24 protein-coding genes and 1 tRNA gene are annotated in these 22,972 nt (G+C 58.8%); 6 read left to right on the forward strand and 19 right to left on the reverse strand.

Going from position 1 to position 22,972, the window contains the following annotated elements; translation table 11 throughout:
* Positions 1–19 precede the first annotated feature (19 nt).
* From ACP156_RS11715 to ectA, 5 genes are all read right to left on the reverse strand, one after another.
* A complete protein-coding gene (locus tag ACP156_RS11715) occupies positions 20–511 on the reverse strand; it encodes a hypothetical protein (protein ID WP_425051509.1) in 492 nt (163 codons plus the stop codon).
* 459 nt (positions 512–970) lie between these two features.
* Positions 971–2,407: an aspartate kinase gene (locus ACP156_RS11720; protein ID WP_425051510.1), complete on the reverse strand. Its 1,437-nt coding sequence runs from the start codon at positions 2,405–2,407 to the stop codon at positions 971–973.
* A gap of 3 nt (positions 2,408–2,410) precedes the next feature.
* The gene (locus ACP156_RS11725; RefSeq protein ID WP_275631600.1) at positions 2,411–2,812 is read right to left on the reverse strand and encodes an ectoine synthase; all 402 of its coding nucleotides are present in this window, start codon (positions 2,810–2,812) and stop codon (positions 2,411–2,413) included.
* Positions 2,813–2,817: 5 nt separating this feature from the next.
* On the reverse strand, positions 2,818–4,110 hold the full coding sequence (gene ectB / locus ACP156_RS11730) for a diaminobutyrate--2-oxoglutarate transaminase (RefSeq protein ID WP_425051511.1): 1,293 nt from the start codon (positions 4,108–4,110) through the stop codon (positions 2,818–2,820).
* A 55-nt stretch (positions 4,111–4,165) separates the two neighbouring features.
* Entirely contained in the window at positions 4,166–4,699 is a 534-nt protein-coding gene (ectA, locus tag ACP156_RS11735) for a diaminobutyrate acetyltransferase (protein ID WP_425051512.1), read from the reverse strand.
* 226 nt (positions 4,700–4,925) lie between these two features.
* On the opposite strand from ectA, the gene ACP156_RS11740 reads away from it, so the two are divergent.
* Both ACP156_RS11740 and ACP156_RS11745 read left to right on the forward strand, forming a co-directional pair.
* Complete coding sequence (locus tag ACP156_RS11740; RefSeq protein WP_425051513.1) at positions 4,926–5,432, forward strand: MarR family winged helix-turn-helix transcriptional regulator; 507 nt, start codon at positions 4,926–4,928, stop codon at positions 5,430–5,432.
* A 94-nt stretch (positions 5,433–5,526) separates the two neighbouring features.
* Positions 5,527–5,603: transfer RNA gene (locus ACP156_RS11745), tRNA-Met, on the forward strand.
* Positions 5,604–6,355: 752 nt separating this feature from the next.
* Here the strand turns inward: ACP156_RS11745 and ACP156_RS11750 are convergent.
* The 6 genes from ACP156_RS11750 to ACP156_RS11775 form a co-directional block, all read right to left on the reverse strand.
* Entirely contained in the window at positions 6,356–6,931 is a 576-nt protein-coding gene (locus ACP156_RS11750; protein WP_425051514.1) for a hypothetical protein, read from the reverse strand.
* 61 nt (positions 6,932–6,992) lie between these two features.
* On the reverse strand, positions 6,993–7,169 hold the full coding sequence (locus tag ACP156_RS11755) for a hypothetical protein (RefSeq protein WP_425051515.1): 177 nt from the start codon (positions 7,167–7,169) through the stop codon (positions 6,993–6,995).
* A gap of 222 nt (positions 7,170–7,391) precedes the next feature.
* Positions 7,392–7,889, reverse strand: a complete 498-nt coding sequence (locus ACP156_RS11760) for a hypothetical protein (RefSeq protein WP_425051516.1) — start codon at positions 7,887–7,889, stop codon at positions 7,392–7,394.
* Positions 7,890–7,957: 68 nt separating this feature from the next.
* The gene (locus tag ACP156_RS11765) at positions 7,958–8,188 is read right to left on the reverse strand and encodes a hypothetical protein (protein ID WP_425051517.1); all 231 of its coding nucleotides are present in this window, start codon (positions 8,186–8,188) and stop codon (positions 7,958–7,960) included.
* 11 nt (positions 8,189–8,199) lie between these two features.
* Positions 8,200–8,661: a hypothetical protein gene (locus ACP156_RS11770; protein WP_425051518.1), complete on the reverse strand. Its 462-nt coding sequence runs from the start codon at positions 8,659–8,661 to the stop codon at positions 8,200–8,202.
* A 14-nt stretch (positions 8,662–8,675) separates the two neighbouring features.
* Positions 8,676–9,254, reverse strand: coding sequence for a hypothetical protein (locus ACP156_RS11775; RefSeq protein WP_425051519.1), 579 nt, complete (start codon positions 9,252–9,254; stop codon positions 8,676–8,678).
* Positions 9,255–9,361: 107 nt separating this feature from the next.
* Here ACP156_RS11775 and ACP156_RS11780 point away from each other — a divergent pair, with 107 nt between their 5' ends.
* The 3 genes from ACP156_RS11780 (at position 9,362) to ACP156_RS11790 (ending at position 12,631) form a co-directional block, all read left to right on the forward strand.
* Positions 9,362–9,610, forward strand: a complete 249-nt coding sequence (locus tag ACP156_RS11780) for a helix-turn-helix domain-containing protein (protein ID WP_425051520.1) — start codon at positions 9,362–9,364, stop codon at positions 9,608–9,610.
* A 230-nt stretch (positions 9,611–9,840) separates the two neighbouring features.
* The gene (locus tag ACP156_RS11785; RefSeq protein WP_425051521.1) at positions 9,841–10,194 is read left to right on the forward strand and encodes a thermonuclease family protein; all 354 of its coding nucleotides are present in this window, start codon (positions 9,841–9,843) and stop codon (positions 10,192–10,194) included.
* Between the two features lie 139 nt (positions 10,195–10,333).
* On the forward strand, positions 10,334–12,631 hold the full coding sequence (locus tag ACP156_RS11790) for a DUF4114 domain-containing protein (RefSeq protein WP_425051522.1): 2,298 nt from the start codon (positions 10,334–10,336) through the stop codon (positions 12,629–12,631).
* Positions 12,632–13,537: 906 nt separating this feature from the next.
* Here the strand turns inward: ACP156_RS11790 and ACP156_RS11795 are convergent.
* Positions 13,538–14,176, reverse strand: coding sequence for a GntR family transcriptional regulator (locus ACP156_RS11795; RefSeq protein WP_425051523.1), 639 nt, complete (start codon positions 14,174–14,176; stop codon positions 13,538–13,540).
* A gap of 220 nt (positions 14,177–14,396) precedes the next feature.
* Between ACP156_RS11795 and ACP156_RS11800 the strand changes: the two genes are divergently transcribed.
* Positions 14,397–14,756, forward strand: a complete 360-nt coding sequence (locus tag ACP156_RS11800; RefSeq protein WP_425051524.1) for a hypothetical protein — start codon at positions 14,397–14,399, stop codon at positions 14,754–14,756.
* A 2,494-nt stretch (positions 14,757–17,250) separates the two neighbouring features.
* Here the strand turns inward: ACP156_RS11800 and ACP156_RS11805 are convergent.
* The 7 genes from ACP156_RS11805 to ACP156_RS11835 form a co-directional block, all read right to left on the reverse strand.
* Positions 17,251–17,517: a hypothetical protein gene (locus ACP156_RS11805; protein WP_425051525.1), complete on the reverse strand. Its 267-nt coding sequence runs from the start codon at positions 17,515–17,517 to the stop codon at positions 17,251–17,253.
* A gap of 497 nt (positions 17,518–18,014) precedes the next feature.
* Positions 18,015–18,413 (reverse strand): DUF5681 domain-containing protein, encoded by a 399-nt coding sequence (locus ACP156_RS11810; RefSeq protein WP_425051526.1) that lies wholly within the window; start codon positions 18,411–18,413, stop codon positions 18,015–18,017.
* Between the two features lie 13 nt (positions 18,414–18,426).
* Positions 18,427–18,714, reverse strand: a complete 288-nt coding sequence (locus tag ACP156_RS11815) for a hypothetical protein (protein WP_425051527.1) — start codon at positions 18,712–18,714, stop codon at positions 18,427–18,429.
* 157 nt (positions 18,715–18,871) lie between these two features.
* Positions 18,872–20,620 carry a hypothetical protein gene (locus ACP156_RS11820; RefSeq protein ID WP_425051528.1) on the reverse strand — a complete coding sequence of 583 codons (1,749 nt, stop codon included), beginning with the start codon at positions 20,618–20,620 and terminating at the stop codon, positions 18,872–18,874.
* A 192-nt stretch (positions 20,621–20,812) separates the two neighbouring features.
* On the reverse strand, positions 20,813–22,366 hold the full coding sequence (locus ACP156_RS11825; protein WP_425051529.1) for a DUF3987 domain-containing protein: 1,554 nt from the start codon (positions 22,364–22,366) through the stop codon (positions 20,813–20,815).
* Positions 22,363–22,743 (reverse strand): hypothetical protein, encoded by a 381-nt coding sequence (locus ACP156_RS11830; protein ID WP_425051530.1) that lies wholly within the window; start codon positions 22,741–22,743, stop codon positions 22,363–22,365. The genes ACP156_RS11825 and ACP156_RS11830 overlap by 4 nt, the downstream gene beginning before the upstream one ends.
* Positions 22,740–22,883, reverse strand: coding sequence for a hypothetical protein (locus ACP156_RS11835; protein WP_425051531.1), 144 nt, complete (start codon positions 22,881–22,883; stop codon positions 22,740–22,742). The genes ACP156_RS11830 and ACP156_RS11835 overlap by 4 nt, the downstream gene beginning before the upstream one ends.
* Positions 22,884–22,972 lie beyond the last annotated feature (89 nt).

Below are 22,972 nucleotides of genomic sequence, written 5' to 3' on the forward strand. Positions count from 1 at the left end.
GCTGGCGTTCGAAAGGCCGTCAGCCCTCAAGGCTCAAGCGCGCGTTGATGCGCTGCGCCGCCGGTGCCGCCGCGAACCAGGCACGCGCATCTTTCAAGGCGTCTTTGACCTTGCCCGACTGCGTGTCGAGAACGGACAGCATCTCGGACGCCCGGTATAGCCCACCGATGGACGGCGGCGGCAGGTCACGTTTCTGCAAGGCCTGCCGCGAGACCTGAAGTCGCGCGGCAACATCGCCCTGACTGACGAGGTCAGGTTTTACCTCACGCAGGCGCGAGCCCTTGGGAAGGGCGTCGGTGGCCGACTGTATCGCGTCGCAGATCACGGCCTCGGCGTCCGGACCGCTGCGCAGAAACGCCAGCCCGACCATACCCGCCGCGCCAAGCCCAAGCAGCGCGTCATCGCAGCCGACCTCGAACAGGGCGTCGCCAACGGCATCCATGTCGATTGTTTTCGACGGAAGGGCGAACACCAGTTCAAATTCGAACTCGGTATCGGGCTCACTCGTCACTATCGTCATTCCCCTTTACGGCAACGCATCCTTTCGCCATCCGAACAAGCTGGCGCGCGTGAGAGCCGGGGTTCCTCGGCGTGCTCCAGACCTGGTTCCGGCAAAAGACGCCATTCCGGCACATGTGCCTTGCATTCTCCGGATACAGGACGAAACCCCAAGCATGAGCGCTTCTGCCGCTCGCCTTCTTGACGATCCAGCCAAGGGTTTCGAGTTCCGCCAGAGCAGCTTCGATGTCCTTGTCGGGGTGTCGTTGTCTTCCCATAATGGTCTTTCCGGCGGGTTGTCAAGTGACAACCGCCTCCGCTCGTGGTCTTACCCGCGTGTGAGCATTCGCCTGGACCGCTAAGGTTCTGTTAATCGGTGCGTGGACGTGAGCGGCGCGGGTTCAGCAGGTGCAAAGGAAAAAGGCCGCCCCTATCGGAGCGGCCTTCTCAGGTCTCTGTAACCCGTGACGCTTTACGCGGCCTTCTTGGGGAAGGCGACGGGTTGGTCTTCGATCAGTGCGCCATGCAGCGCCTTGATCGCCGGTTTCAGGTCGTCGCGTTCCAGCACGTACAGCACGTCCACGTTGCGCGGGCCCTGCGAAGCGCCGATGGACTCGAGCCCGGCATCGGCGATGGCTTGCAGGCCGCGTGTCAGGACGGACAGCCCGCGCAGGTCGCGGCCGATGACCGAGGCGACGCTTAGCGTGCGCGACCGGATCTCGGCCGACGGGTAGCGCTCTGCCAGATCCCGCTCTACCCGGCGCATCGTCTTCAGCGATGCGTCGACGTAGTGGGTGATCGTGTTGGCGTTCGACACTTTCGACACGATCCGGACGTTGTGGCGCGTGAGCACCTCGAGGATCGTCGCGTCGTAGCCTTTCACCCCGACCATGTCCTGCTCGAACAGTTCAAGCGCGATGATGTCGAGGCCGGTCACGATCTCGACCGCAGCTTCTTCAGCCGGCTGGTCGTCGATCAGCGTGCCCGGGTCGCCGGGTTCGAACGCGTTGGTCACGCGCAGCGGCACGTCGGCCTGTCGCAGCGTCTTGGCGGCTTTCGGGTGGATCGCTTCCATGCCCATGTTCGACAGCTGGTCGGCCACGTCATAGTTGGTCCGGCCCAGCTTGCGCACCGCGTTCTGCCCGACAAGGTTCGGGTCGGCGGACGACAGGTGGAATTCCTTGTGGATGATCGCCTCGCGCGCGCCCGTCAGGGCGGCGAGCTTCGAGAAGGTCACCTCGGAATAGCCGCGGTCGAACTCGCGCATCAGGCCCTCGGCGCATTGCGCATAGCCCGTCACGATCGCCATTTCGGTCGCCGGATCGACGCCCTCCATCGCGGTGGTGATGCGTTCCTCGAGCGACACGTCGCCCTGATCGCGCCAGCCCGACAGGTCCACGAGACGCGCATTCACGCCCGCGCGTTGAAGCATCTGGACCGTGACGAAGGCGGAATGCGCCTCGCCCAGTCCCGACAGCAGTTCGCGGATCTGCAGCATGTGCTCGGACAGGCGGAAGTGCCCGTAAGAGCACAGACGCTGCAGGTCGATCAGGCAGTTGCGCGCGCCTTCGATGCGTTCGCGGACAAAGCCGTCGGACCGTTCGATATCGGCCGAATGGTCCAGCACCTTTCGGTGCGCCTCGGTCATGGCCTCGGCCACCTTGTCCAGCGCCTCGTGCCAGCCGTGGTCGTTGTCGGAATTGGCGAACCGGGCATAGACGCCCGCGTCGCCGGTCTTCTTGTGTTCCAGCAGCAGGTTGGTGATGCCACCGAAAGCCGACACGACGAATACGCGGCCATACAGGTCGGCGCCCGCGCGCTCGCCGATGAACAGCGTGTCCCGCAGTTCATCGACGCGCGACATCGAGGTGCCGCCGATTTTCTCGACTGTGTGCATGTTCTGGGTCATGGCTTAGTCGGCAAGTTCCTTCGCCGGGGCGTAGGACCCGTCTTCCTGATGCACCTCGGTGCCGGTGACGGGCGGATTGAAGCAGCACGCCATGACCAGTTCTTCCTCGGCCTTCAGCGTGTGCTTGTCATGTTCGTTCAGCGCATACATGACGCCGGGCGTGATCTCGTGCGTCTCGCCGGTGGCGAGGTCGGTGATCGTACCCTTGCCCTGCATGCAGTAAACGCTCTCGAAGTGGTTCTTGTAGTGGAACGTGTGTTCCGAACCGGCTTCGAGGAAGGTGATGTGGAACGAGAAGCCCATGCCGTCCTGGGCCAGCAGCATGCGCACGCTGGTCCAGTTGGCGTCGGACACCACGCGGTCGCGCTCGTCCTTTACGATCTTGTTGAAGTCACGAACGATCATGTGGGTTACTCCGCAGCAATAGTGTTGTGGGCGGTGACGTCGCGAGCCGCATCGAGAACGATGTTCAGGCCCTTGCGGAACGTCTCCTTCGGGGTGGTCAGCGGCGCCAGCACTTTGACGACTTCGTCGTCGGGGCCGGAGGTCTCGATGATAAGACCTTTCTCGAACGCGCGACCGCAGATTTTCGAGGCCAGCTCGCCCGAGCCGACATCGACGCCGCGCATCAGGCCGCGGCCCTTCAGTTTGCCGTCGCCGACGATCTCGGCCAGATCGGCCAGCGCCTGCGTCAGGATCTCTTCCTTCTCGGCCAGCTCTTTTTCAAAGCTGTCGTCGGCCCAGAACTTCTCGATCGCCACGCGGGCGGTTACGAAGGCATGGGTGTTGCCGCGGAAGGTGCCGTTGTGCTCGGCCGGGCCCATCACGTCGTGTTCGGGGCGCACGAGGACAAGGCCCAGCGGCAGGCCGAAGCCCGAAACCGATTTGGCCATCGTCACGATGTCCGGCTGGATGTCCATCTTCTCGAACGAGAAGAAGGTGCCGGTGCGGCCACAGCCCGCCTGGATGTCGTCGACGATCAGCAGCGCGCCGTGTTCCTTGGCCAGCTTGGCGACCTTCTGAACCCACTCGGTGCGGGCGGCGTTCAAGCCGCCTTCGCCCTGCACGGTTTCCAGCAGGATCGCAGCCGGGGCGTCGACACCCGACGAGGCGTCTTTCAGCACGGCTTCAAGGAACTTCGTCGTGTCGCAGTCTTCGCCCATATAGCGGTCGAAGGGCATGCGCGTGACACCGGTCAGGGCGGCGCCGGCGGCGCCGCCACGGTGGTACCCGTTGCCGGTCGCGGCAAGCGCGCCCATCGTCACGCCGTGGAAGCCGTTGGTGAAGGCGATGATGTTGGTGCGGCCGGTGACCTTGCGGGCGATCTTCATCGCAGCCTCGACGGCATTCGCGCCGGTCGGGCCGGTGAACATCACCTTGTGGTCCATGCCGCGCGGCTCGAGGATGTGCGTCTCGAACGCGCTCAGGAAGTCGCCCTTCGTGTCGGTGTGCAGGTCAAGGCCGTGGGCCAGACCGTCCGACGAGATGTGGTCGATCAGCGCGCGCTTCATGTCCGGATCGTTGTGGCCGTAGTTCAGCGACGAACAACCGGCCAAGAAGTCGATGTAGGTGTTGCCTTTGTCGTCAGTCAGTTCGGAACCGGACGCGCTGGCAAAGGACGTCGGGAAGCCGCGGCAGTAAGAGCGCGCTTCGCTTTCGCGACGTTCATAGATCTCATAGCTTTTGTTCATGTCTTTCGGCATGTCATGCTCCTTTCAGGAAGGAATTTCTGTCAGGGGAAACCGGGTGCGGCGGCGCTTATGCAGCGCGCGCCAGCGGGGCCGGTTGGGGCAGCTCGATCGTCACCATGTGCTCGGTGTCGTGCTGGCCGCCAAAGTGTTCTTCGCTCTCGAAATGCGGCTCGTCCGACAGGTCGCCGCCGACATGGCGAGCAAAGCTGCGGAACAGGCCCCACGAGGCGTCGTTGTCTTCGGTGATCGTGGTCTTCAGATGCGTCGCGCCTTCGCACTCGTCACGGTTCACAAGCTCAAGCAGCATCTTGCGCCCGAGGCCGAGGCCGCGCGCCTTGGCGCCGACAGCCACCTGCCAGACGAAAAGCTCTTCCTTCGCCGGGATCATGTGACCCGAAATCCAGCCCACGATTTCGCCGTCCAGTTCCGCCACCACGCAGGTGTCGCGGAAATGATCGGCCTGAACCAGATTGCAGTACATGGAGTTTTCGTCGAGCGGCTTGCAGGCTTTCACCAGCTCCCAGATTTCGGCCCCGTCCGTCGCGTCCGGCTTGCGCAGAAGGGGCGTCCGCGATCGGGGTGTGATGGTGTCTTTCGGCATCGTTTTGACCGTTCCTCGCATTTCGTTCGGTAGACTAAATAGATTGGAGGGCATTTGGTTTCAACGAATGAAAGAAAAATCCACGAATTTGTTGCGAAAATGGCTATTGACGGAAAAAATCTTTCACATAGCGAAGGAATATGGCCCGAAAAGTCCTTCGCATTATGAAGGATGTGTCGTCGGCAGGGTGTTGCCGACCTGCACGGACCGGGGATAAACCGGGTCCATGGCCGAAGATCTAAGCCCCCGGACCGACCAAAGCCTGATCGCGTTGCGAAGGATTCTGCGCGCGACAGAGCTGTACGAACGCACCCTTGCGCAGGCGGCGGGGCTGACGCCTGCGCAGCTTCGCGTGTTGCAGTTGGTGGCTGGCGGAAAGAACGCCGGGGTGACGCCGAAAGAGCTGGCAAGCCGGATGGGCGTCAGCCAGGCGACGGTGACGGCGCTGGTCGACAAGCTGGTGGCCCGTGGCATGGTCACCCGCTACCGGTCCGAGGCCGACCGCCGCCAGACCGACGTGGTGATCACCGACGCGGGCCGCGCCGCGGTCGATACGGCGCCGGATGCGCTGCAGCAGCGCTTTGTGAAGTCCTTCGAGTCGCTCAAGGACTGGGAACAGGCGCAACTTATCTCGTCGCTGGAACGTGTGGCGTCGATGCTCGATGCCGAGGAAATGGATGCCTCGCCCGTGCTGACCTTTGGCGAGATCAAGTCTGGCGCGCCCAAGCGCTGAACGCGCCGCGGACGCCATTTGCAAAATCCGCCACGCGGGCGGTTTTTCCCGCTTGACGCCCCCCGCAGCCTCGCATACCTACGCCGGCGGTTCCGGCGGAGTAGCTCAGTTGGTTAGAGCAGAGGAATCATAATCCTTGTGTCGGGGGTTCAAGTCCCTCCTCCGCTACCATAACACCTAAAAAATCTCATTATTATCAGATAATTACCGCCGCCGGCGGTGGCGGCTACCATTTAATCTACCATTTTTGATCTCAAGAATGACGATGCTGCGCGCTCCGCGCCGGTTTTGGTGAGATCCAGCCGAGCCTCTCCCGCGACCTGAGTGCAGCTCGGGCGGTGGGTGAACGCGGCACAATGACCGCATCAGGTTGACGGGCCTTCTAAACGGCTCGGGAAGCGATGAAATGACTGGCTCGACCTGCCGCCTGTCGTCAGGGGTAGCCATCCCGCCGGTGGAGCGTATCCGTGGGGGCGAGCAATCGTGAGGCGCGGTTGGGGGACATATGGGGACAATCATGCCCTCCAATGATCTGATACGGTGCCAATTTCGACGAAAACCGTTCCATCCGTTTGGCGCAGTGTCGCCACCCCGCCACAAGGCAATACAAGATGATAGACTAGGCGCTGCGGAATCAGATCATTCGGGAGCACCGCTAGGGGCTGGAACACGTCGAGGCGATTCTGGCGATCCGGCAAGTTCGTAACCCCAACGTACTGCTCGGCTAGGGCGCTGACGCGGCGCGCGACGGCGTAATTGTCGTTAGAAACGCGCCCAGAATGCAGCGGGAACTGGTGGAGCATGTTGCTTCTAGCATGCCCAAGATACCGCCGGGTGGCCCTATTGGCGCACCGACGTGGTGCTGTCAAAGCTTCGCCTAAGGGGTTATTGCACCGCGATGGGCGAACGTGGCGTGCATACGTCTAAATCTCGCCGTTCTTTCTGCTTTGCAGCATGTCGAAACGACATATCATCTCCGCCACCTCCGGATGCAAGTCTTGAGCGGCGGCTATCGCAGCAACATCCATTCCGGATTTCAAATAGCGTTCAACGGTGTAGTGCGGAAGAATAACCTCAGCAGCGGCCAGGATCGCACTGTTGTCCGCTGCCACACTCGCACCATAACGCCCAGACGTTTTGCACAGCGCCTCAACGAGATTGGAGGCATCCGACGGCGTACCGGTGTAATGCTTGCCAGGGGTGAAGCAATGCATCATCTCCTTTACCGCGACGAACTCTCCCCAATGGGGCGGTAGTTCGCTATCGACGTACACTGCGGCTATTTCGCCGGTCCCGTCTACCTTCCCAAGTCGCGCAAACAAGCCATCCAACGGCGTGGGCAGCGCAGCCTTGTAGTACCGGATTTCTGTAATTGGCGTCTTCGGGGAGTCGAGTACGCTCTGCCAAACCTCAGCCATACGCATTGCGCCACCGACGACTCGGCCAGACCGCTCCGCCCGCAACTCGTGTAGGTGTTGAGATAAGTCAACGTACTTCATTTGCAACCCCTAGCGATTTTCGCTAGGGGCTTATACAAATTGTTGTATGGAGTCTAGCGCCCTACTTAAACGCTTCCAGCGGAAATGGCCCTTCCGCAGCTAGAATAGCGTCTGAAAACGCGTCATCCAATTCGGTTGCGCTTTGATCCGCAACCACATGTTGATTTGCCAGCAGTTTCACGTCCAGCACGTCGTAGCCGGGGTGCTGGTCGCGAATAGCTTGGAAAAGCTTTTCCATAGCGCACCTCCTTCGAGCGGTTATTGATTCTAACGGGTATCTAGCGATTCTGTTCCCTCCATACTAGGGGACTATGGCAAAAATATCCACGCTAGAGAGGAAACGCTGCGAGTATGTGATTACGCCGCGCGCTGCCAACACCCTTTTCAGTTCCGGCTGAAAGGCGCGCCCATTGGGCTCGGTTTTCTTCGTCACTGCGCCACCGAAGGCGGCCATCTCTGATCACCGGCGACTCGCGACCACCAAAGGCGGGTTCGATGGGAAAGACCGAATGTCGAACCACTTGAACCGCGTACCGTCCGGGTTCGTCCGGTCTCCGCAACGGATCGGATGCCCATTCGTTGCCTGCCGTATCAGCCCAGCGCGGAACGCGCGGAGGTCGATCAGCCACCAGGACGCAAGCTTATGTCCGCTCGTGTCGGCGTGGCCATAGAACATCCAGTCACCTTTGCCATTCACTATCTTGGATAGCTCGGTCTCTTTGCCTGACGGCACCTGGGCCCGGATGGTGAAGTCGAAAGGAAAAGCGTCCGCATAACCGGGCCTTCTGACACGCGCGGCAATACGCAGATCTCTCGCCTCCATCATCAAGAGGTCTGTGGCGTCGTACATATCCAGATTGTCTGGCGCGACTGACAAAAGATGCGCCCCGACAATCCTTTGGATCTCGGGAATGAAGCGATTGGACCAGTTTCTGTTGATGCTGTAGACTTGATTCACCTAGTCCACCGCTCACAAATGTAGGGGCCGCGACTTTGCGCGGCCCCTGTCGTGCTGCAGAGCCACGGCTATCCCATCACCCCCTCTCCATTCGCGTCTCCTTGCAGCGCGCGCTTCAATTCCGTCTCTGCCTGCGCAAGGCGATCATCGATCACCGCAGCCAAAGCGCTGATGCCGTGCAGGTCGCCATCAGCCCGGCCCGCAGATCGGCTCACCATATCGAACATTCGGTTGAGGTTGCGGACCTCGCCAAGTTTATCGAGGCCGTCGAGGATGAGGGGTTTGATCGGTTCTGGCATTGTCGCGTCTCTTACTCTGCAAAAGCGTTTTGTCTGGGCTGAATGATCGCGTCCCATTCCGACTGGCGTAGATCTGCAATTGCCTCCAACCGTTCCTTGATGGTTGTGATGAGGCCCATGAGCGCCATGCCCTCATCGGTCGGATTGCAGATGCCGTCAGCTTCCCGCCCGATGTCGTATAGGGCGCAGGCGAGACCGATCGTTGTGGTCAGATGATAGTCCACGGCGTTGTGTGCATCGCGGAAGTCCGTCTCGTCGAACTCCTTCGGCTTGCTCGCGACGGCATGGATCAGGGGCGTCACATCACCGGTGTAGATGTAGTCGAGGCTGGCACCGTGCTTTTCGCAGAAATCGATAACCTCGCTCGACGGTCCGCCATCCTCGTTGATAATGGGGCGAGGAACCTCGACGCCGACCGCTTGTGCGTAGAGCTTCAAGCGTTTCAGGACCTTTCCCACTTCTTTGACACTCATGTCTTTTCTCCTGTTTAGACTGCGTGGAATTCATGGATGTGGCCGTTCACAGCAATCCGGCTCACGGTCGCGAGATTGACCGAACGCGGGGCCTTGGCTTCCGTGTCCCAAACCGGCAGCAGGTGTGGATGACGCGCGGCACGCGTGGCGCTGGCCCGCCGGGCTGGCTCGCTGGCAGCATCACCCTTCACGTGGAATTTCAGCTTTGCGGGCTGCACTTTCATGGTGCGTTCGCTGCCGTCCTTCTTGGTGAAGGTGACGGCGCAAATCCGGCCCTTAGCGCTGTCGATCAGGTCGCGTTTTTCAGCCATCCGGGCCGCACGCTCTGCGGCGACGATCTCGCGCAACGCATCCATGCGGCGAAGGTCGGCAGTCATGGGGGTCCGCTGGTTCTCCAGTGTGACCAACTCACGTTCAGCAGTGCTGAGGTCCGCGACGGGGCGGGCGGCGGCGTACTTCGCTTCTGCCTTGGCCTCCCGCCATGCTGCGCTCAGGGCGCGGCTCTTGATGAGGCTCAATCCATGGCGCGCGACGTCGGCTTTCCGGATGATTTCCCAAGCGCGGCGCATGATGGCGGAACGATTGTAGGTCATTGCGTGGCCCCATGTTTACATTTGGCTCTTATGCGAACTAAAATAGGTCACATCCAGCCCGGTGTCAACCATTATGGATCACAAAAGAACTAAAATAGGTCACGGACATGATTACAGGCGCACAAATCCGTATGGCGCGCGGCTACGCGAAGCTTTCAGTCAAAGACCTTGCAGACGCTTCCGGGGTAGCTTCGTCAACGATCAAGAGGATGGAAGCAGCCGACGGAGTTCCCGCTTCTTCAGGTGCAAATCTCGATAAGGTGCTACGCGCACTCGAAGAGCAGGGCATCCAGTTCCTAGATGATGGCGACATTGCCGGTGGCCCCGGGGTCGCAATGAGAATGTCCGAGGTGTAAAGCTGACGGTCTGTCGCTGTGAAAGAAACTCCCGCGTTGAGCTTGCGTTCGTTCCGGATTGGACCTTGGTCAATGTTCTCCTTTTGCGCCCTGTATCGTTAAGAGATTGTTTCCGGGACGTTCCAGGAACACTTGCCTTGAGTTTTTGCTGCGTTTAGCGTGGTGCCATGTCGAGACCCCTCATCACATCTCTAGTCTTCTGCGCTTCTTTTGGTGTTGCACTACCCGGCATGGCCTACGAGATGTGTGGATCGGGCAAACGCGTGACCTGTATTGTCGACGGAGACACCTTCTGGCTTAAGGGGGAAAAGTTTCGTTTGGACGGCTACGACACACCGGAACCGCAGAACAACATCTGTGGCGGCGACGTCGAAAGGGCCCTAGCGCATAAAGCTAGCGCAGCTTTTATGGAATTAATGAACAGCGGAGTCGTCACCATTAGCCGTACCGGGAAGGACAGGCATGAGCGCACGCTCGCCCATGTCTATGTTGACGGCGTGAATGTTGGCGAAACTCTAGTCGCTATGGGTTTCGCTCGGCGTTGGCCCGACGGTTGCGAGTTTTGGTGCAATTTGTGTGAGTGATTAGCCGCCCCCGCGGCTCGCCTCAATCACTCAGGCATGCTCTAATTAGCAATCTTTGGTTGCGGGCCTCGGGACTCCCCACAACCCGCTCTGCTGCGTATCCTTCCCTTGGGTCAATTAGCTTTCTGGGGGGATTCGTATGGCTTGGCTGAAGCTCCAACTCGATTTTAACGTCACCTCTGTTGCATACGGCTCGGATTTTCCGGAGGTCGACAATACGCCACTTGCGTACAACGGCGAGCCGATCCCGCATCTTTGGGGGCTGCTCCCAGGACAATCTACAATGACCGATTACGGTTGGGACTCGGTTCTACACGCAACCGAGATTCCCATTGGGCCAAATGGCAAGCCGGATGAGGCCGATTTCTGCACCTTTGACACCTGCTGGATTGCTTCAGGGTATTCCTTTCTTATCTACGATTTCTCAATTGGCGAAGTCATCTCGGACGCGGAATTTGAAGCACGAGGCACACCAGACCCAGCGCCGATCCAGGTTTTTCACGAGGTAGACTACCTTGGCTACGTCTCTCACTACGAGCAGCCAACATATAGATGGTACCAGATTTCGGTTGATGAAGAAGACGATGTCAGCGTTTCGGTCAGCTATGCTGGAGGTGGGAGAGAGTTCGCCTTCGATGAAGGCGGCGAGAATGCCGTGGTTACGCTCAAAGTCTCGGAGGCGGTCGACTACGCGATACGAGTAGTACCAACGATCACCGACCCAGAGCTTTCCGCTGATCTGAATATTCAAAACTTGATCATACCTGCGGGTAAGACGAGCGTGGACATACCTCTCGGGTTCGCAATGTACGGAGATGGCGTTGAAGAAGGTATTGAATCTGGGTCGATCGAGTTTTCCGCAGAAGGCGATGGGGAAGAAATATCTATCGAAGGAAGCTCGACGCTAAACTTTAAGATTTACGATGAAGTATACCGGCAGGATGGAAAGCACACGCCGGAAATGGAAGATCCGTACGATTGGGGCGATTTAGTTAAGGGAACGTTGGACGCAGCGAGCTTCGTGGACAAATTGACCAGAACGGTCGATCCAGATTTGGCGAAGGAGCTTTTTACCAAAAAGATCGTCAAAGGCCTGAAGTTGGCCGATCTTGGGGTCGATGTTGGCGAAGAAATTCAGGAATACGGCGAACGGCTAGAATCAGCAAATGCTGAGTACGGCGCGTCCGACCGGGGGATCCAGGCCAAAGAAAAATATGCCAATGCGAGATACGACGCCTACATCGACGCAAACGTTAACATTAAAACGAAAATCGCAGATCACTTCTTTGTCGCGGGCGGAACGGCGAGTGGTATGGCTTTCGTTGCCGGGGTGGCGGGGTATGCTTCGACCGCTGCACTAGTTGCAGCCTCTCCCTTTCTGGCAGGCGTCGTTGGTGTCGTAATCGTTGGTGCAGCGGTAAAACTGGCCTATGACGCCGTGCTAAAAGACAAGGTCGGAGAGATCATTCGAAATGAGACAGAATCAAAGATCCCACGCGCGGAGTTCGTAGAATCCATTCTGGAAAATCTGAAGGAGGAAGACACGAACCCAAACCCTGAATTCATAAAGATGGAAGAGGATGATCCGGACCTAAACACCGACCTTTCCAACCTTGATGGCGACACCGTGGAGGGGTTCGATGACGGCAAAAAAATAGTCATTCAAGACAAGATCATTTCGGCAGAGAACATATCCTGGGTCTCGGGTTCGGCAATAATATCCATTGATGCTGATCTCGATGGGGAGTCCGATAGCACGTTTACGTTGCTGGGCGACTTCTCTGACGGCGACTTTATGGTCACGTCCAATGGAACCGGCTCAATTATAACCTTCGAAACATTTCTGCCGGATTTGGGCGAAGGCGTCGCGGTTGAAGCGGAGAGTGTCAACGGCATCAACAACCAAGAGTTTCTTACTGGAGACGGCGAGCGTGGTTTCCGCGTTGAGCTTAGCAAGGCGCTTTCTGCGGCCAGCTATTCTAACTCGCTCGGCGTCTACGAGGTGGATTTTGAAGGCAACATCGTGGACGTTCAGCTGCTAGTGTCCGACACGAAATCGAACCCGTCAGCTTCCATCGAGATCACGGACGTGGAAGATGGAAACATGCTTGGATTCTTCGTGATTCAAGATGGTGCCGAGTTGGTTGGTGATTTGAGTGCCAGTGATACGCTGGAATTCATTGATAGTGCAGATGGCGAACTGGCGAACGTAGGCGACGAAGGCAGCGTTGCCCTAACGCTAAACGGAAGTAAGGTTACCGAGGCGGTTTTTCACAGTTTCGCGAAGGCCTTAAATAGCGATGGCAAAGAGCATGCCCTGTCCGGCGTGGTGCCGGGCGGTGACGCGATTTCCGTCGGTTTCGAGGACTTGGAAGATCGCGGCGACAAAGACTTTCAGGATGTCGTATTCTCGGTCTCAGTCTTTGAGATCGTCTAGGCGGGGGCGTTTGTGTGCATTTGACTTAAACCTTTCAATGCGAGCCCAGCTGCTAGTGGGGATCTGAGGCTTAGCGCGCTCGATCGGGCCACACAATTACGCACTCCTGGCTCGTCCTCGCTATGAGAAAGTCTGGTAGCGGAAAAAGACGGACACCAAAGTGATCAAGGTGCAGCAGAATCAGCCAGCCAAAGGCGTTTAGGTGTGGGCCACTTGGTTGGATCGTGGGGGTGAGGAGATCAAATCCCGCCTACCAAAAACAACCTAGGCCCAAGCGTAGGCAACAGATCTCTGCCAGCCCCCCGCGTGGTTCGAGCCCCGAGGGCAATGGCGGAATCGGACGGGCTTGGAGCGCGCATGACGACAATCACCGTCGCGTCTCTGGCGCCACAGACTGCATCAATTGGACAAGCTCCGCCTGACGATCTTCGATCTGTGCCCGCAACTGCTTGGCCTCGTCTAGCTTTCCCTGGCTCTCACAGCGCTCAGCGCGGGCCGTCATTACCTCGATCAAGCCCTTTAAAACTTGGATGTGACGCTCCCTAAGCTCTGGCATAAGTCTATCGCCCTCTATTGCATCGAGATAGCTCCAAGGGTTGCGTCGAATTCATTGATTCCACAATCTTTAACTACTCAACTAGATCACGCAGGCCGTCGAGTTAGCGGCATCGGACTGGTAAGAAATCAACGCACTGATGACCGGCATGTGAGATAGATCTCTCGGACTTGTGGCCGCAGAAGCCCTCCTTTCAATCAGTATGGTTCCCGGGTCTGGCGCTTGCCGTTCAGGCGATAGGCACGGAATGGCGGCTCCCTATTCGCTCATAGCTTCGAGCATTCCGTTTGCCAGTTAGCACTACTCACTTACGGGAGAGTGTATTGGCCGCCCGAACTGCCGCGAAATGCTCAGGCGGTACTTACAACCTGCGGCGAAAGAAACCTGCCCGAGATCCCGGCGGCCGTCCGGAGCACGACTGCAGCGTCGTCGCTCACAAGCGAGTCCGCTACAGCCTTCACATTCACCGCCAACGAGTTCCACGTCTCATCGGGTCGTTCTATGAAATCGCGAGTTCTCCAGCGCATAACGCGCCAGTGCGCGATGCTCATCGCATGCTTTAAGACCGGATCTCGAACCAAATCGCTCATGGCTGAACCGACATGCCCGAACACCCTCACGTAGTCAGCGGCTGACCGATTCCGCGTGTAGGCAATGAGGCCCGTCAGGCCGCCCAGTTCAACATGTACGTCGTCGGAAATGCTGTACCCTTCCGAGCAGTTTGCGGCTGCGGCCGCGAGTTCCTGATAGACTTTGAAAGCCGCGAACCTATCTGGCTCTACCAGTTCAGTGGCCACGGTGCCGACGCCTACACGCACTTCAACGAAGCCCTCAATCTCGAGCCTTTGAAGCACTTGGCGAACTGGCGACCTTGAGACGCCGTGGGCCGCTGCAAGCTCGCCCTCGTGGATGACATATGGCCTCCCCACAGGCGCAAGACAAATCCGAGCTCTAACGTCTTCCAGAATTTCTGCGCGGCTCTCGTCCAATGCCTCGCTCCCTAGCCACCCCAACCTGTACACACCTACATCGCACCAAGGCATTCCGCAACGTAGGATTGCACGCACCTCTAATTTGCGGGCTTTCGTCCGCTAATCGCCCCAGCTTCGCCGCACCTTCGCCATCTTTGGGCGGATACCTGTACACAGGTTAAGCAAAACACCGACGAAACACTTGCAAAGTAGCCGTGCCAAAAGAAGGTTCGTACCGATGCGCAGAAACAATCTGGTCGAAAAGCTCTTGAGGGAAACGAATGCATCGGATCGTGATGCACGACAAACGCAGGCGGAAAGAGGTCGACGCCGCCTTGCACGCGCGCGGAAAGGCGTGCTCGAAGCCCTCGACGCACGGGTCGTCTCCTCCGAATGGCAGGGTCACTCCGACCGCATTTATGCGGTCGTGGAGGTAGATCTGATGGATCACATGCAAAGCGACGTCATGTCGGTCGAGGTCCTGTCAAGTACTCCGACGAAGCCGAATGCGACCTCAGAAATGATCGAGAGCAAGGTGATCTGTGAAGCCGTCAGCTTCGCTCTCGCCGCATTTCAAGTGCAATCACAGTGCCACTAAGGGCCAACGATTTCGGAGCTCAGCCGAACATAAGACGTGTGACAAACGCGCCGGAAGATTCCGCGCGCTCGAACAAGCCTGTGCACCCTGGGGATACGATCGTGCAGCCTAAACGCACGCGTTACTGACTGCACTGTAAAGAACAACTTTTGACTGACCGGCTGTAGACGGAAATCGCTAAAACGAATAGGAGGATAGAGGCTCGCGCACTCTCTCCCTGCGAGCACAGCGCCCGAGTCTCTCCCTCATTGATTGCTCGGGCGCGAGCCTATCCCCGCAATCGATAGCCTGAACCCAATCGACCAGATTGGCATCGTGACACGCGGGATAAATCGTTAACGAAGCCCGCGCGACAGTCTTAGGCACTGAATTTTACTCGAAGCATCGGGTATTGGCCTGACCGGCAAACGACAGTCTGACGTCGGCCTTTCACGCAATGGGGTTAGGCCACCCCAAGTAGAGGGTGGGCTCAAGGGCCATCGACAAATTGGAAAGATGGGCGCAAAGTCGTAAAGTTCGCGACTCAAGACCACTGCGAACCCTGTGGCCGGGCCACTTCGCCCCAATGCTCGCCCGGTCGCGCAATCGGCTCAGGGCTCCGATAGCGAGTGATTCGCGCCAGCCGATTACTGACCGCTTGACGGACTAGAACCTCGTCGTGTCAGCTACGTCCAAGCTAGCTGGCCGCGCTTCAAACACGCAAAAACGTTTGGAACCAAATAACCAAGATCGTTCAGCCTTCATCTAGGATAGTCGGAGATCTTCTGCCCTCAGCCCGGTAGGCGTCACGTGCTGCGTCCAATAGCGCCTCGGCCTTCGTTGCACGCCAATCACCCCAATCCACGGGTCGCCATTTCCATAGTAGTAAAAGCGCGCGGCAGCGCTTCTCGGCCCGGTATGAAACCGAAGGCTGCGTATCACCTTTGTTCGACTTAGTGGCGGATCGCGTCTTGATTCGATAGACGACTTCGCCGTCCCGAGAGCTGGCCTTTCTATCCATCCTTGTTTCAACCCGTGGACGAGACATTGCGATGAAACGCAATTGTATGATATGTGAAATTTGCCATTAACGAGTTCATTGTTTGTGCCCCGGCGCGAATCTAGGCGTCGGGGCTTATTTTTTTGAGCCATGCTTGGCAACCCCAAGACTACTAAATTCATCCTTGAGTTGCCGAGAGACGCTTGCGTCAGGACGAAGGCTTTACGGAGAGCGGAGGATGGCCGAAGTAGCGATCCGTCTAAAAGAAACAGATCAATGCGTCGGCGCGATCCAATGGAAAATGAGTTGAGCAGCATCAATTATCTGCCCGTCTGGGAAGCCGAGAGACAATTTGCCAAGGTGTGCGACCGGACGGATTTTTGATGGGGTTCCGCCCGGCCGCGTTGCCCGCCTCGCAATAGGCTTAGCAGGTCGTTGCGGTGTTAACTTTCCACATGCGCTTTGTCGACGGAACATTCGCGTCATAGGCGATTGCGCGCGCATCGGCATGGCCGCGCGCATCGGCATGACAATGCACTTCACTTATGTAGCAAGGCTAGGACGGAGAAGATCTGGTCCCTGCCCAACACGGCTCTTGTGAGGCACGACAGTGAAATGCGAATTTTTTTGCATCATGTCGGCTACCTAGAGCCGAGTTTGAATTAGTGCCAGAGCCTCTGAGAGGGTCTCTGCCTCCCGACTAGATCGATGGTACACAGGGTAGGTAATCGTCCCGCGCGCCAAGCCGTAGGCATCCCCGGACAGTCTCTTGAATGGCCAAACCAAGAACCGAAACAGAGCAAAGACGACCGTTATAACGAAACCTGCCGCAGTCGATACAATGACAAAGACCGCGTTGCGCAATTCAGGCAACGCATTTCGATACGCCAACACAAAACGCAACCAATCTTCCGCCCCTGAAATTATCTCCTTAAAGGGTTTCCTTCGCATGATAAGCAAGTGCAAAAGTAACGTGACGTCTCAAGGCGCATTTTCGCTTCACAATTCGTGCAGGTTTCAATACGCAAGCCGACACTTCCACTCACGGACGGGATATGGCTTCAGTTACTTGAACGCTATCCCAATAGATCGGGCCGGCCATTAAGCGCCGGCCTGATCGTTTAGATGTGGCCGAACTCTGAGGCTCGCCGCGCCTTTCCAGTCGTAATCTGGTAATTGAAGCTCGACGCTCCTCTGAGCTTTCGGATCATCAGAAGATTTGCTCGGAGAATGACGCGGCGCGCATTCCTGACGCTTCCCTGCCGATGGAGACGGCTCGAAGTGCGATGCCTGAACCCCAATAAGGGCAGTGATAATCGACGTCGGTTGGCCGAGCTCGGACATGGTCAAGCGATACAAGGGGGGCTTCTTGGATTCTCGCCGGAATTGCAGCGCTTAAGCACTTGCAGATTCCGCCCGTTCCACAAGCTCATCCGGCGTCTCGCCCGGTAGCCGCGCCAAAGTGTGCCGCTCACCATTTGCATAAAATGACACGGCCTCGGCAAACGATCGTGTTTAACCGTCGGAGCGCGGCTTTCCGATACACTTTCCATCGCGCGTACTTAATTCTCGCGCTGCACGCTCACGGAACTCCTCGGCACTCTCACCTTTCACCGACAGGATGGACGCGAAGCCTCCTATACCGGATCGGCGGTACGCCCTGCCGGTGGCAAAGTCGCTGGTCCCGTCCTTCTTTTCATAGTGCGTCATGAAAAAAAGAATCTCCTCCTCACCCACTCCGCGTTTCCTTTCGGCGTTTCTCAGTCGCTGCTTGATAGTCATGCCGATTGGTCCCTCATGCCTGCAGTCATCCTCCCGCACTCTGCGTTGACCGCCCGCCAGAAATCCTCGTCATCCGCATATTCGGAGCGATAGACGCAAGGCGGTTCGCGACCGACGATAGATGCGGCGTAAATTCCGTCCGCTGTCTCTGGCCTTGCGCCGCAACTGCGAAGAAGGACCACCAGCATTTCGGGGTTCAGGCGTTCTTCCAACTTCTCCAATCGTCGGTGAAAGTGCATCTCACCGTTCCTCCTGTGCTGCGGCCTTAGTGTAATGGTCAAGGCGGCCGCGAAACGCTGCTTCTGTCTCGCGGTCTTCCCGACTGATCCCGATCATGCCTGTCCCCATGCCGACTGGGATTGCCGTTTCGGCTCGGCGCACCAAGTTGCCGTTTCCATCACGGCCCGACCCAACGCCAACAAGAATGATCGCCCTAACGGGATCGCCCTCTGGGGCCGACTTGCTCTCCAACCGCTCAATCCGCTTTCCCAACACATTCATCTCGCGTTCTCCAATGCCGTCAGCCGCGCTTCCAGCTCGGTGGTTTCCAACGTCTTCCTGTAGCCCTCAACAAGCGCCATAACGCTCGCACCCTCCATCGGAGTCAGGTCACCGCCGGAGACGGCCTGCAACACTGCCTGCGCGGTTTCCATAGCGGGAAGGTTGAATTGCACAGGTGTGTCCTTCTTGGGGGGCGCAATGCGCTCCAGACAGAGCCTGAGAGCCGTCGTGTCGCCATCTAGTGCCAGTTCGACCGCCTTGCGGGTCAAACCTTCCGCTTCTCCGTGAAGAAGGTCTTCGACGGCCAGTGTCGTCTTGTGACGCGCACCCTTCGGTCGGCCCGGATTCCCGGGTGCAAATGTTCCATCCGTATTGCGCCCGTTGTTGCGGTTCATCCTTTGAGCTCCCTCAATGTACGCCCTTCGGTGCGCTAGGAATGTGCTCCTGAACGGCTTGTTCCCGACGATGTCGGATGAAGTCAGCGAGCACGTCGGCTTCGGCCTGACATTGCCGCCCGAATTCGTTCAACCGTGCGGCTACGGTCAGTGCGTCGCCGCCAAGATAACGGCAAGTAGAAAGCACTTGTGCAGTGAACCGGCCCACCTCGGCTTCGACCAACTTCAGATCATCCGTGCTCAGTTCGACGTGTTCTGACATTTTGTCCCTTCCTATTTTCCCCTGAGTCACCATCTCCATTGCATGATTTCCTTTATCTGCGCCGTTGGCCTCGCCATCTGCCTTATGGTCATGTTGCTGGCCCCTGTGTTCGCCGTACCCGCCGGTATCGTCGCACTGGTGCTGCTAGTGATCGCCATGGGTGACCCGCCGTACCGAGACAAGGAGCTTGAGCGGCTCATGGGCCGGTCAACTCGCCGCGACCGGTAGATGCTTTCATCAACTCGGCTGCGATGGCTGCGAGTGTACCTTCTGCCGATCTCATCTCCGGCTTGCCGCCCCCGTTTAGCAGTATGTCCACCAACTGTCTGACGTGGCCCCCTGCCGCCCTTTCCGCGAATGGTTTCGCAGCCAACCCGGCCATGCCCATGGCCGCTGGCACCGCGTATAGGTTGCCTGCCCCGGGGGAGAAAACGCCCCCCATCACGCCGCCTCCTGTCAGCAATGCGCCCATGGTCGAGCTTGTCGGAGATAGCTTGCCGATGTTGCGCAGGGTGTTTGAGACTGGCGTTCCCTTCACAACCTTTTCCATCGCAGCGAGTTCGTCGGGCGTGAAGCCAGACCGCTTGCCGGGGCGCAGAGAGGTTTCTCGGTCAAAGATCGGGCGCACGTTTTGCCGAACCGAGTTGACCTGATTGCCACCTGTTCCGGACGTTGCTGCGCGGGTGTTCCCGCGATTGGCCGCATCCAGGATTGTTTCCGCTTTTGCCTTCTGGTGCGCCAACCTGCGGGCGTCCGACAGATTGTCGAGAAGGGTCGGATCACCGCCGATCAGATCGCGCTCCGATAGCCCCGAGAGGAACCGATCAATTCGACCCTTGAGCGCATTGCCATGCTTCTGCAGCTTAGGATTATTGGCGACGTTCTCCTGAATAAGCCTACGCCACTTCTCGATGTCCCAGATCCCGCCGCCGGAAAGCTCCGTGCCGCGTGTCGCTTCTCGAATGACAGGGCCGAACGTATCCACATCGATGTTCTTGTTTGGGTCGATGCCCTTTTCCGTTAGATAGTCGGTGAGCTCCTTGTTGATACGCTGCCATGCTTCCGGCGTCAGCTTCGCGCCCGATTGCTCAATTGGCAGGTACTTCGCATCTACGGTCGCCTTCAGCTCGTCGAGTGTTGGAACCGGGGGCTTGCGACGCGTTGCAAGGTTGAGACCTGCAGCCGTTCCCACGCCCCCGGCAAGTGTGGCGAGGTAATCTGCCATCGGGCTGTCAGGGAATAGTTCGGCGGCAGTCTGTCCCGCCGCGCCTGCGCCAACATCGCTGGCCGTTGATGCGGCCATGTATCCGGGGAAGCTTCCCCGAGCCATTGCACCGACTCCGGGGAGAGATGCCATTGTCAGTGCCGCCGGTGCACCGAAGCCGATTTCCTGGCCGATTCGACGTGCGTATCGCTGCCCCGATCCTGTAGGCTCCTCTTCTGTGGTGAAGGGGGAGAGCAGTTCGCCTATGGATTGGCTGCCGCCTACCGGGTTTTCGATTTGAGGTATATCCCAACCCGTCACGTTGTTCAGCCCCGCAACGCCCTTGTTAATGCCGGAGGTCACCAAGTCGACAGGCATGCCTGCAAATGAAGCCAACCCCTCGTTGAGACCACTGCCGAATTGCTCGGCTCCGGTAGTGCCGCTTCCCGGTTTCTCAGCGGTGAGTTCCTCCAAAAGAGCGACGGCGGCAGGCGATAATTCGACCCGCTTACCTTCCTCCGCCCGCAACGCGATCAGCGCGTTTAGTGTCGGATCATCGGTCGGTCCAGCCATCCGCTCCGGCATTTGCCCTTCAGATGGGGGGAGGGCCTTCGCCGGAGTGCCGTTCCCGGCAGGAACAAGCCCGCGCCTCCGCGCCTCATCTAGTGCTGCCCTTTTCTCGGGGGGGAGGATGCCCCGGCGTTCTGCTTCCAGCAGAAGCTTCAACTGTTCCTGGTCCATTACGCTGCCTCGTTGGTTTCTTGGTGTTGTTGGGACCCGTCGAGACGGGCCGATGTTTTTTCTAATCGCTTCACCTGACACGTGGACAAAAGTAGACAAAAGCCAGCTTCACGCCTCGTTTCGGGGCTTCTGTCGCCTTCTGTCGCCGTGTCACCTTGGCGTTTCTTTTTTCGTCGTTGGTCAGCCGGAGGTTCATTTCACGTCCTCCAACCGGGGATTCACCGTGTACTCGGCCCTGCTGCGCCCACCCGTCTTGCTGTCGCGCGGTGCCAGCCAGTCGGCATCCACAAGCACATCCATGGCCCGCCTGAGTTCGTCAGCGGTCTGAAGCCCCGCCAGGTGCCTCCGTTGTATGTCTCGGCGTCGCACTATCTTGAGCTTCTCCCGGACGATGACCTCTGCGAGCTTACGCGCGTTCTTCTGCTCAGTGGGCAGCGCCGCTGCGCCGTAGGCACGGTAGGCATGGCCTCGGAGGTGCTCACCGACGTAGTGACGGGCGCGGGCTATGTGCTCCTGCTCAATGTTGCTGACGCGAGGCCGATTTGCCGCGAATGCCCAGTCCAGATGGGCGAGGACGCTGGCAACACGCACCACCAGCCCGGGCATCTTGCCGATGTGCCCCCGAAGCAATCCGTTGGCCTCAGTCTCCCACTCCTGACACTGCAAGCGGAATGCCTGAAGCATCGCCCGGCCTTCCTCGGTCAGGTGGATGAAGTAGGGGCGCTTGTGCCCGCTCTCATCGACCGCAGGTGCAAGGCTGCGCAGCCGTTTCAGCGCAGCTGTCGGCGTTTCCTCGTCCAGGTTTTCCGTCGGGCGCTTCGGAGGCACAGGCTTCGGATAGACCGTCAGGAACCGCGCCAAGAGCCCGTCGTCGTCGGTCCGAACCAGCAGCGTGTCCAGCTTGTCCGGCTGGGTGCCCCCGATGACCGCAACCGTCAGGTGCTCCACCGTGATCGGCTCGGGGCTGGACTTGCGATCGATGCTGTAGGCACGCCCGCCGTAAGCTTCGAGCCAGAAGGGCCGATCACCGCCGCCGTTGTAGCGATCCATGCTGCCGATCCATCCGGACAGTTCGTCTCGGCAGAGAAGCAGGCCGCGCCAGGTCGACGACAGAAGGTCCGCAACCTTCTCAGTCGTCGCGTCCGAGATCTGTACGCGGTCACGCACCGGGCGCGCACCCGGATCTGCGTCGCAAGGCTTTTCTGGAGGTGTGCCGCCTTCCGCGATTGCCTCCTTAGTGCGCTTCTTCCACTCTCCTTCGATCATCCCGGCCATCTCGTTGCGGTCGTTCCACTCGGCAAGCTCGGTCTTGTAAGTCTCTGTGAGTTCACGCTCGATGGTGCGGACCGGGTCAAGAATGGCATCGAGGGCAGGGCTTTTCCCGGCGGACGGATTGCCGACCAATGCCCCCCAAAGAACGGGCGGCTCTTTCCACCCATCCCACGGCACAGCCCAGCGCGCGTTGCCAATGGCGGCGCTGGCTGTCACCAGCAGGGATACCGCCACATAGTCGGGATGCGCGCCTTTCGCCTCGCTGGCATTCCTGATCCAGGTTGCCCAGTCTCCGAAGACCTCGTTGAATTTATCCTCTGTCATTTCGGGTGCGTCCGGGCGATCCGGGCAGATGACCGACATATCCGGCTCAGGCCAACCTGCTGCCGAGTGGATGGGAACCACGTCAGACGTGGCCCCGATTTCCTTCAGGTGTTTATGGTACTGCCCGTCCATTGCTGCGAACTGGTTCATGCGGCGATCCCCTCCCAGACATAGGAGCGGAACGCGCACCGGTTTTCCTCGGACATCGCGTTATAGGTCGCGAGGCAGTAGGCCTTCTTTTCATCCTCGCTTGCGCCGTCCGTCCAGAACGCCGCTTGATCCATGGCGCTCAGAAGCGGGGGCATCGGCTGCCCCGCGCCCTGTTTGGCTACGGTGTCGAGGAAGAAGCCGCGCTGATCTGCGTCGAGGCTCCAGTAGAAGCTACATATGGCCCTGGCGCGGTCGGCGGGCTTCAAGCGGACGTGTGCCACTGCTGCGAGTTGCCAACAGGCCTCTTCGGTGCCGAGGGTGAGGGCGTGGGCCAGCATTTTGCTGACCCGGTTGATGTTGTCCTGTTTCTTGGTCATTTGCGCACCCCATAAGCGAAGCCAGCGATCTCGCGGGCGAGATGATCCGGCAGTCCGGTTTGCCAGCGAACGCGCCGCGTCTGGCGATCTGCCGTCACTGCGGACCCTGTGGCCGGTGTGTACTTGAGATTGATTTGCATTGTCGGTCGTTCCTTCTTGAACGGACCGGGCTGCTTCGCTATTCTGAGGTTGGCACACCGTTACGAATAACACCCCTGCCGCCCGATCG

Source organism: Psychromarinibacter sp. S121 (genome assembly GCF_049801035.1).
GTDB lineage: Bacteria > Pseudomonadota > Alphaproteobacteria > Rhodobacterales > Rhodobacteraceae > Psychromarinibacter.

Bases quoted from the DNA above. Each gene is read 5' to 3' on its own strand.
- ACP156_RS11780 (WP_425051520.1), top strand. From the start codon at position 9,362: ATGATTACAGGCGCACAAATCCGTATGGCGCGCGGCTACGCGAAGCTT.
- ACP156_RS11820 (WP_425051528.1), bottom strand. From the start codon at position 20,620: ATGGACCAGGAACAGTTGAAGCTTCTGCTGGAAGCAGAACGCCGGGGC.
- ACP156_RS11775 (WP_425051519.1), bottom strand. From the start codon at position 9,254: ATGACCTACAATCGTTCCGCCATCATGCGCCGCGCTTGGGAAATCATC.
- ACP156_RS11740 (WP_425051513.1), top strand. From the start codon at position 4,926: ATGGCCGAAGATCTAAGCCCCCGGACCGACCAAAGCCTGATCGCGTTG.
- ectB (WP_425051511.1), bottom strand. From the start codon at position 4,110: ATGCCGAAAGACATGAACAAAAGCTATGAGATCTATGAACGTCGCGAA.
- ACP156_RS11805 (WP_425051525.1), bottom strand. From the start codon at position 17,517: ATGACTATCAAGCAGCGACTGAGAAACGCCGAAAGGAAACGCGGAGTG.
- ACP156_RS11810 (WP_425051526.1), bottom strand. From the start codon at position 18,413: ATGAACCGCAACAACGGGCGCAATACGGATGGAACATTTGCACCCGGG.
- ACP156_RS11770 (WP_425051518.1), bottom strand. From the start codon at position 8,661: ATGAGTGTCAAAGAAGTGGGAAAGGTCCTGAAACGCTTGAAGCTCTAC.
- ACP156_RS11790 (WP_425051522.1), top strand. From the start codon at position 10,334: ATGGCTTGGCTGAAGCTCCAACTCGATTTTAACGTCACCTCTGTTGCA.
- ACP156_RS11825 (WP_425051529.1), bottom strand. From the start codon at position 22,366: ATGAACCAGTTCGCAGCAATGGACGGGCAGTACCATAAACACCTGAAG.
- ACP156_RS11800 (WP_425051524.1), top strand. From the start codon at position 14,397: ATGCGCAGAAACAATCTGGTCGAAAAGCTCTTGAGGGAAACGAATGCA.
- ACP156_RS11835 (WP_425051531.1), bottom strand. From the start codon at position 22,883: ATGCAAATCAATCTCAAGTACACACCGGCCACAGGGTCCGCAGTGACG.
- ACP156_RS11765 (WP_425051517.1), bottom strand. From the start codon at position 8,188: ATGCCAGAACCGATCAAACCCCTCATCCTCGACGGCCTCGATAAACTT.
- ACP156_RS11830 (WP_425051530.1), bottom strand. From the start codon at position 22,743: ATGACCAAGAAACAGGACAACATCAACCGGGTCAGCAAAATGCTGGCC.
- ACP156_RS11720 (WP_425051510.1), bottom strand. From the start codon at position 2,407: ATGACCCAGAACATGCACACAGTCGAGAAAATCGGCGGCACCTCGATG.
- ACP156_RS11815 (WP_425051527.1), bottom strand. From the start codon at position 18,714: ATGGAGATGGTGACTCAGGGGAAAATAGGAAGGGACAAAATGTCAGAA.
- ectA (WP_425051512.1), bottom strand. From the start codon at position 4,699: ATGCCGAAAGACACCATCACACCCCGATCGCGGACGCCCCTTCTGCGC.
- ACP156_RS11785 (WP_425051521.1), top strand. From the start codon at position 9,841: ATGGCCTACGAGATGTGTGGATCGGGCAAACGCGTGACCTGTATTGTC.
- ACP156_RS11725 (WP_275631600.1), bottom strand. From the start codon at position 2,812: ATGATCGTTCGTGACTTCAACAAGATCGTAAAGGACGAGCGCGACCGC.
- ACP156_RS11750 (WP_425051514.1), bottom strand. From the start codon at position 6,931: ATGAAGTACGTTGACTTATCTCAACACCTACACGAGTTGCGGGCGGAG.
- ACP156_RS11755 (WP_425051515.1), bottom strand. From the start codon at position 7,169: ATGGAAAAGCTTTTCCAAGCTATTCGCGACCAGCACCCCGGCTACGAC.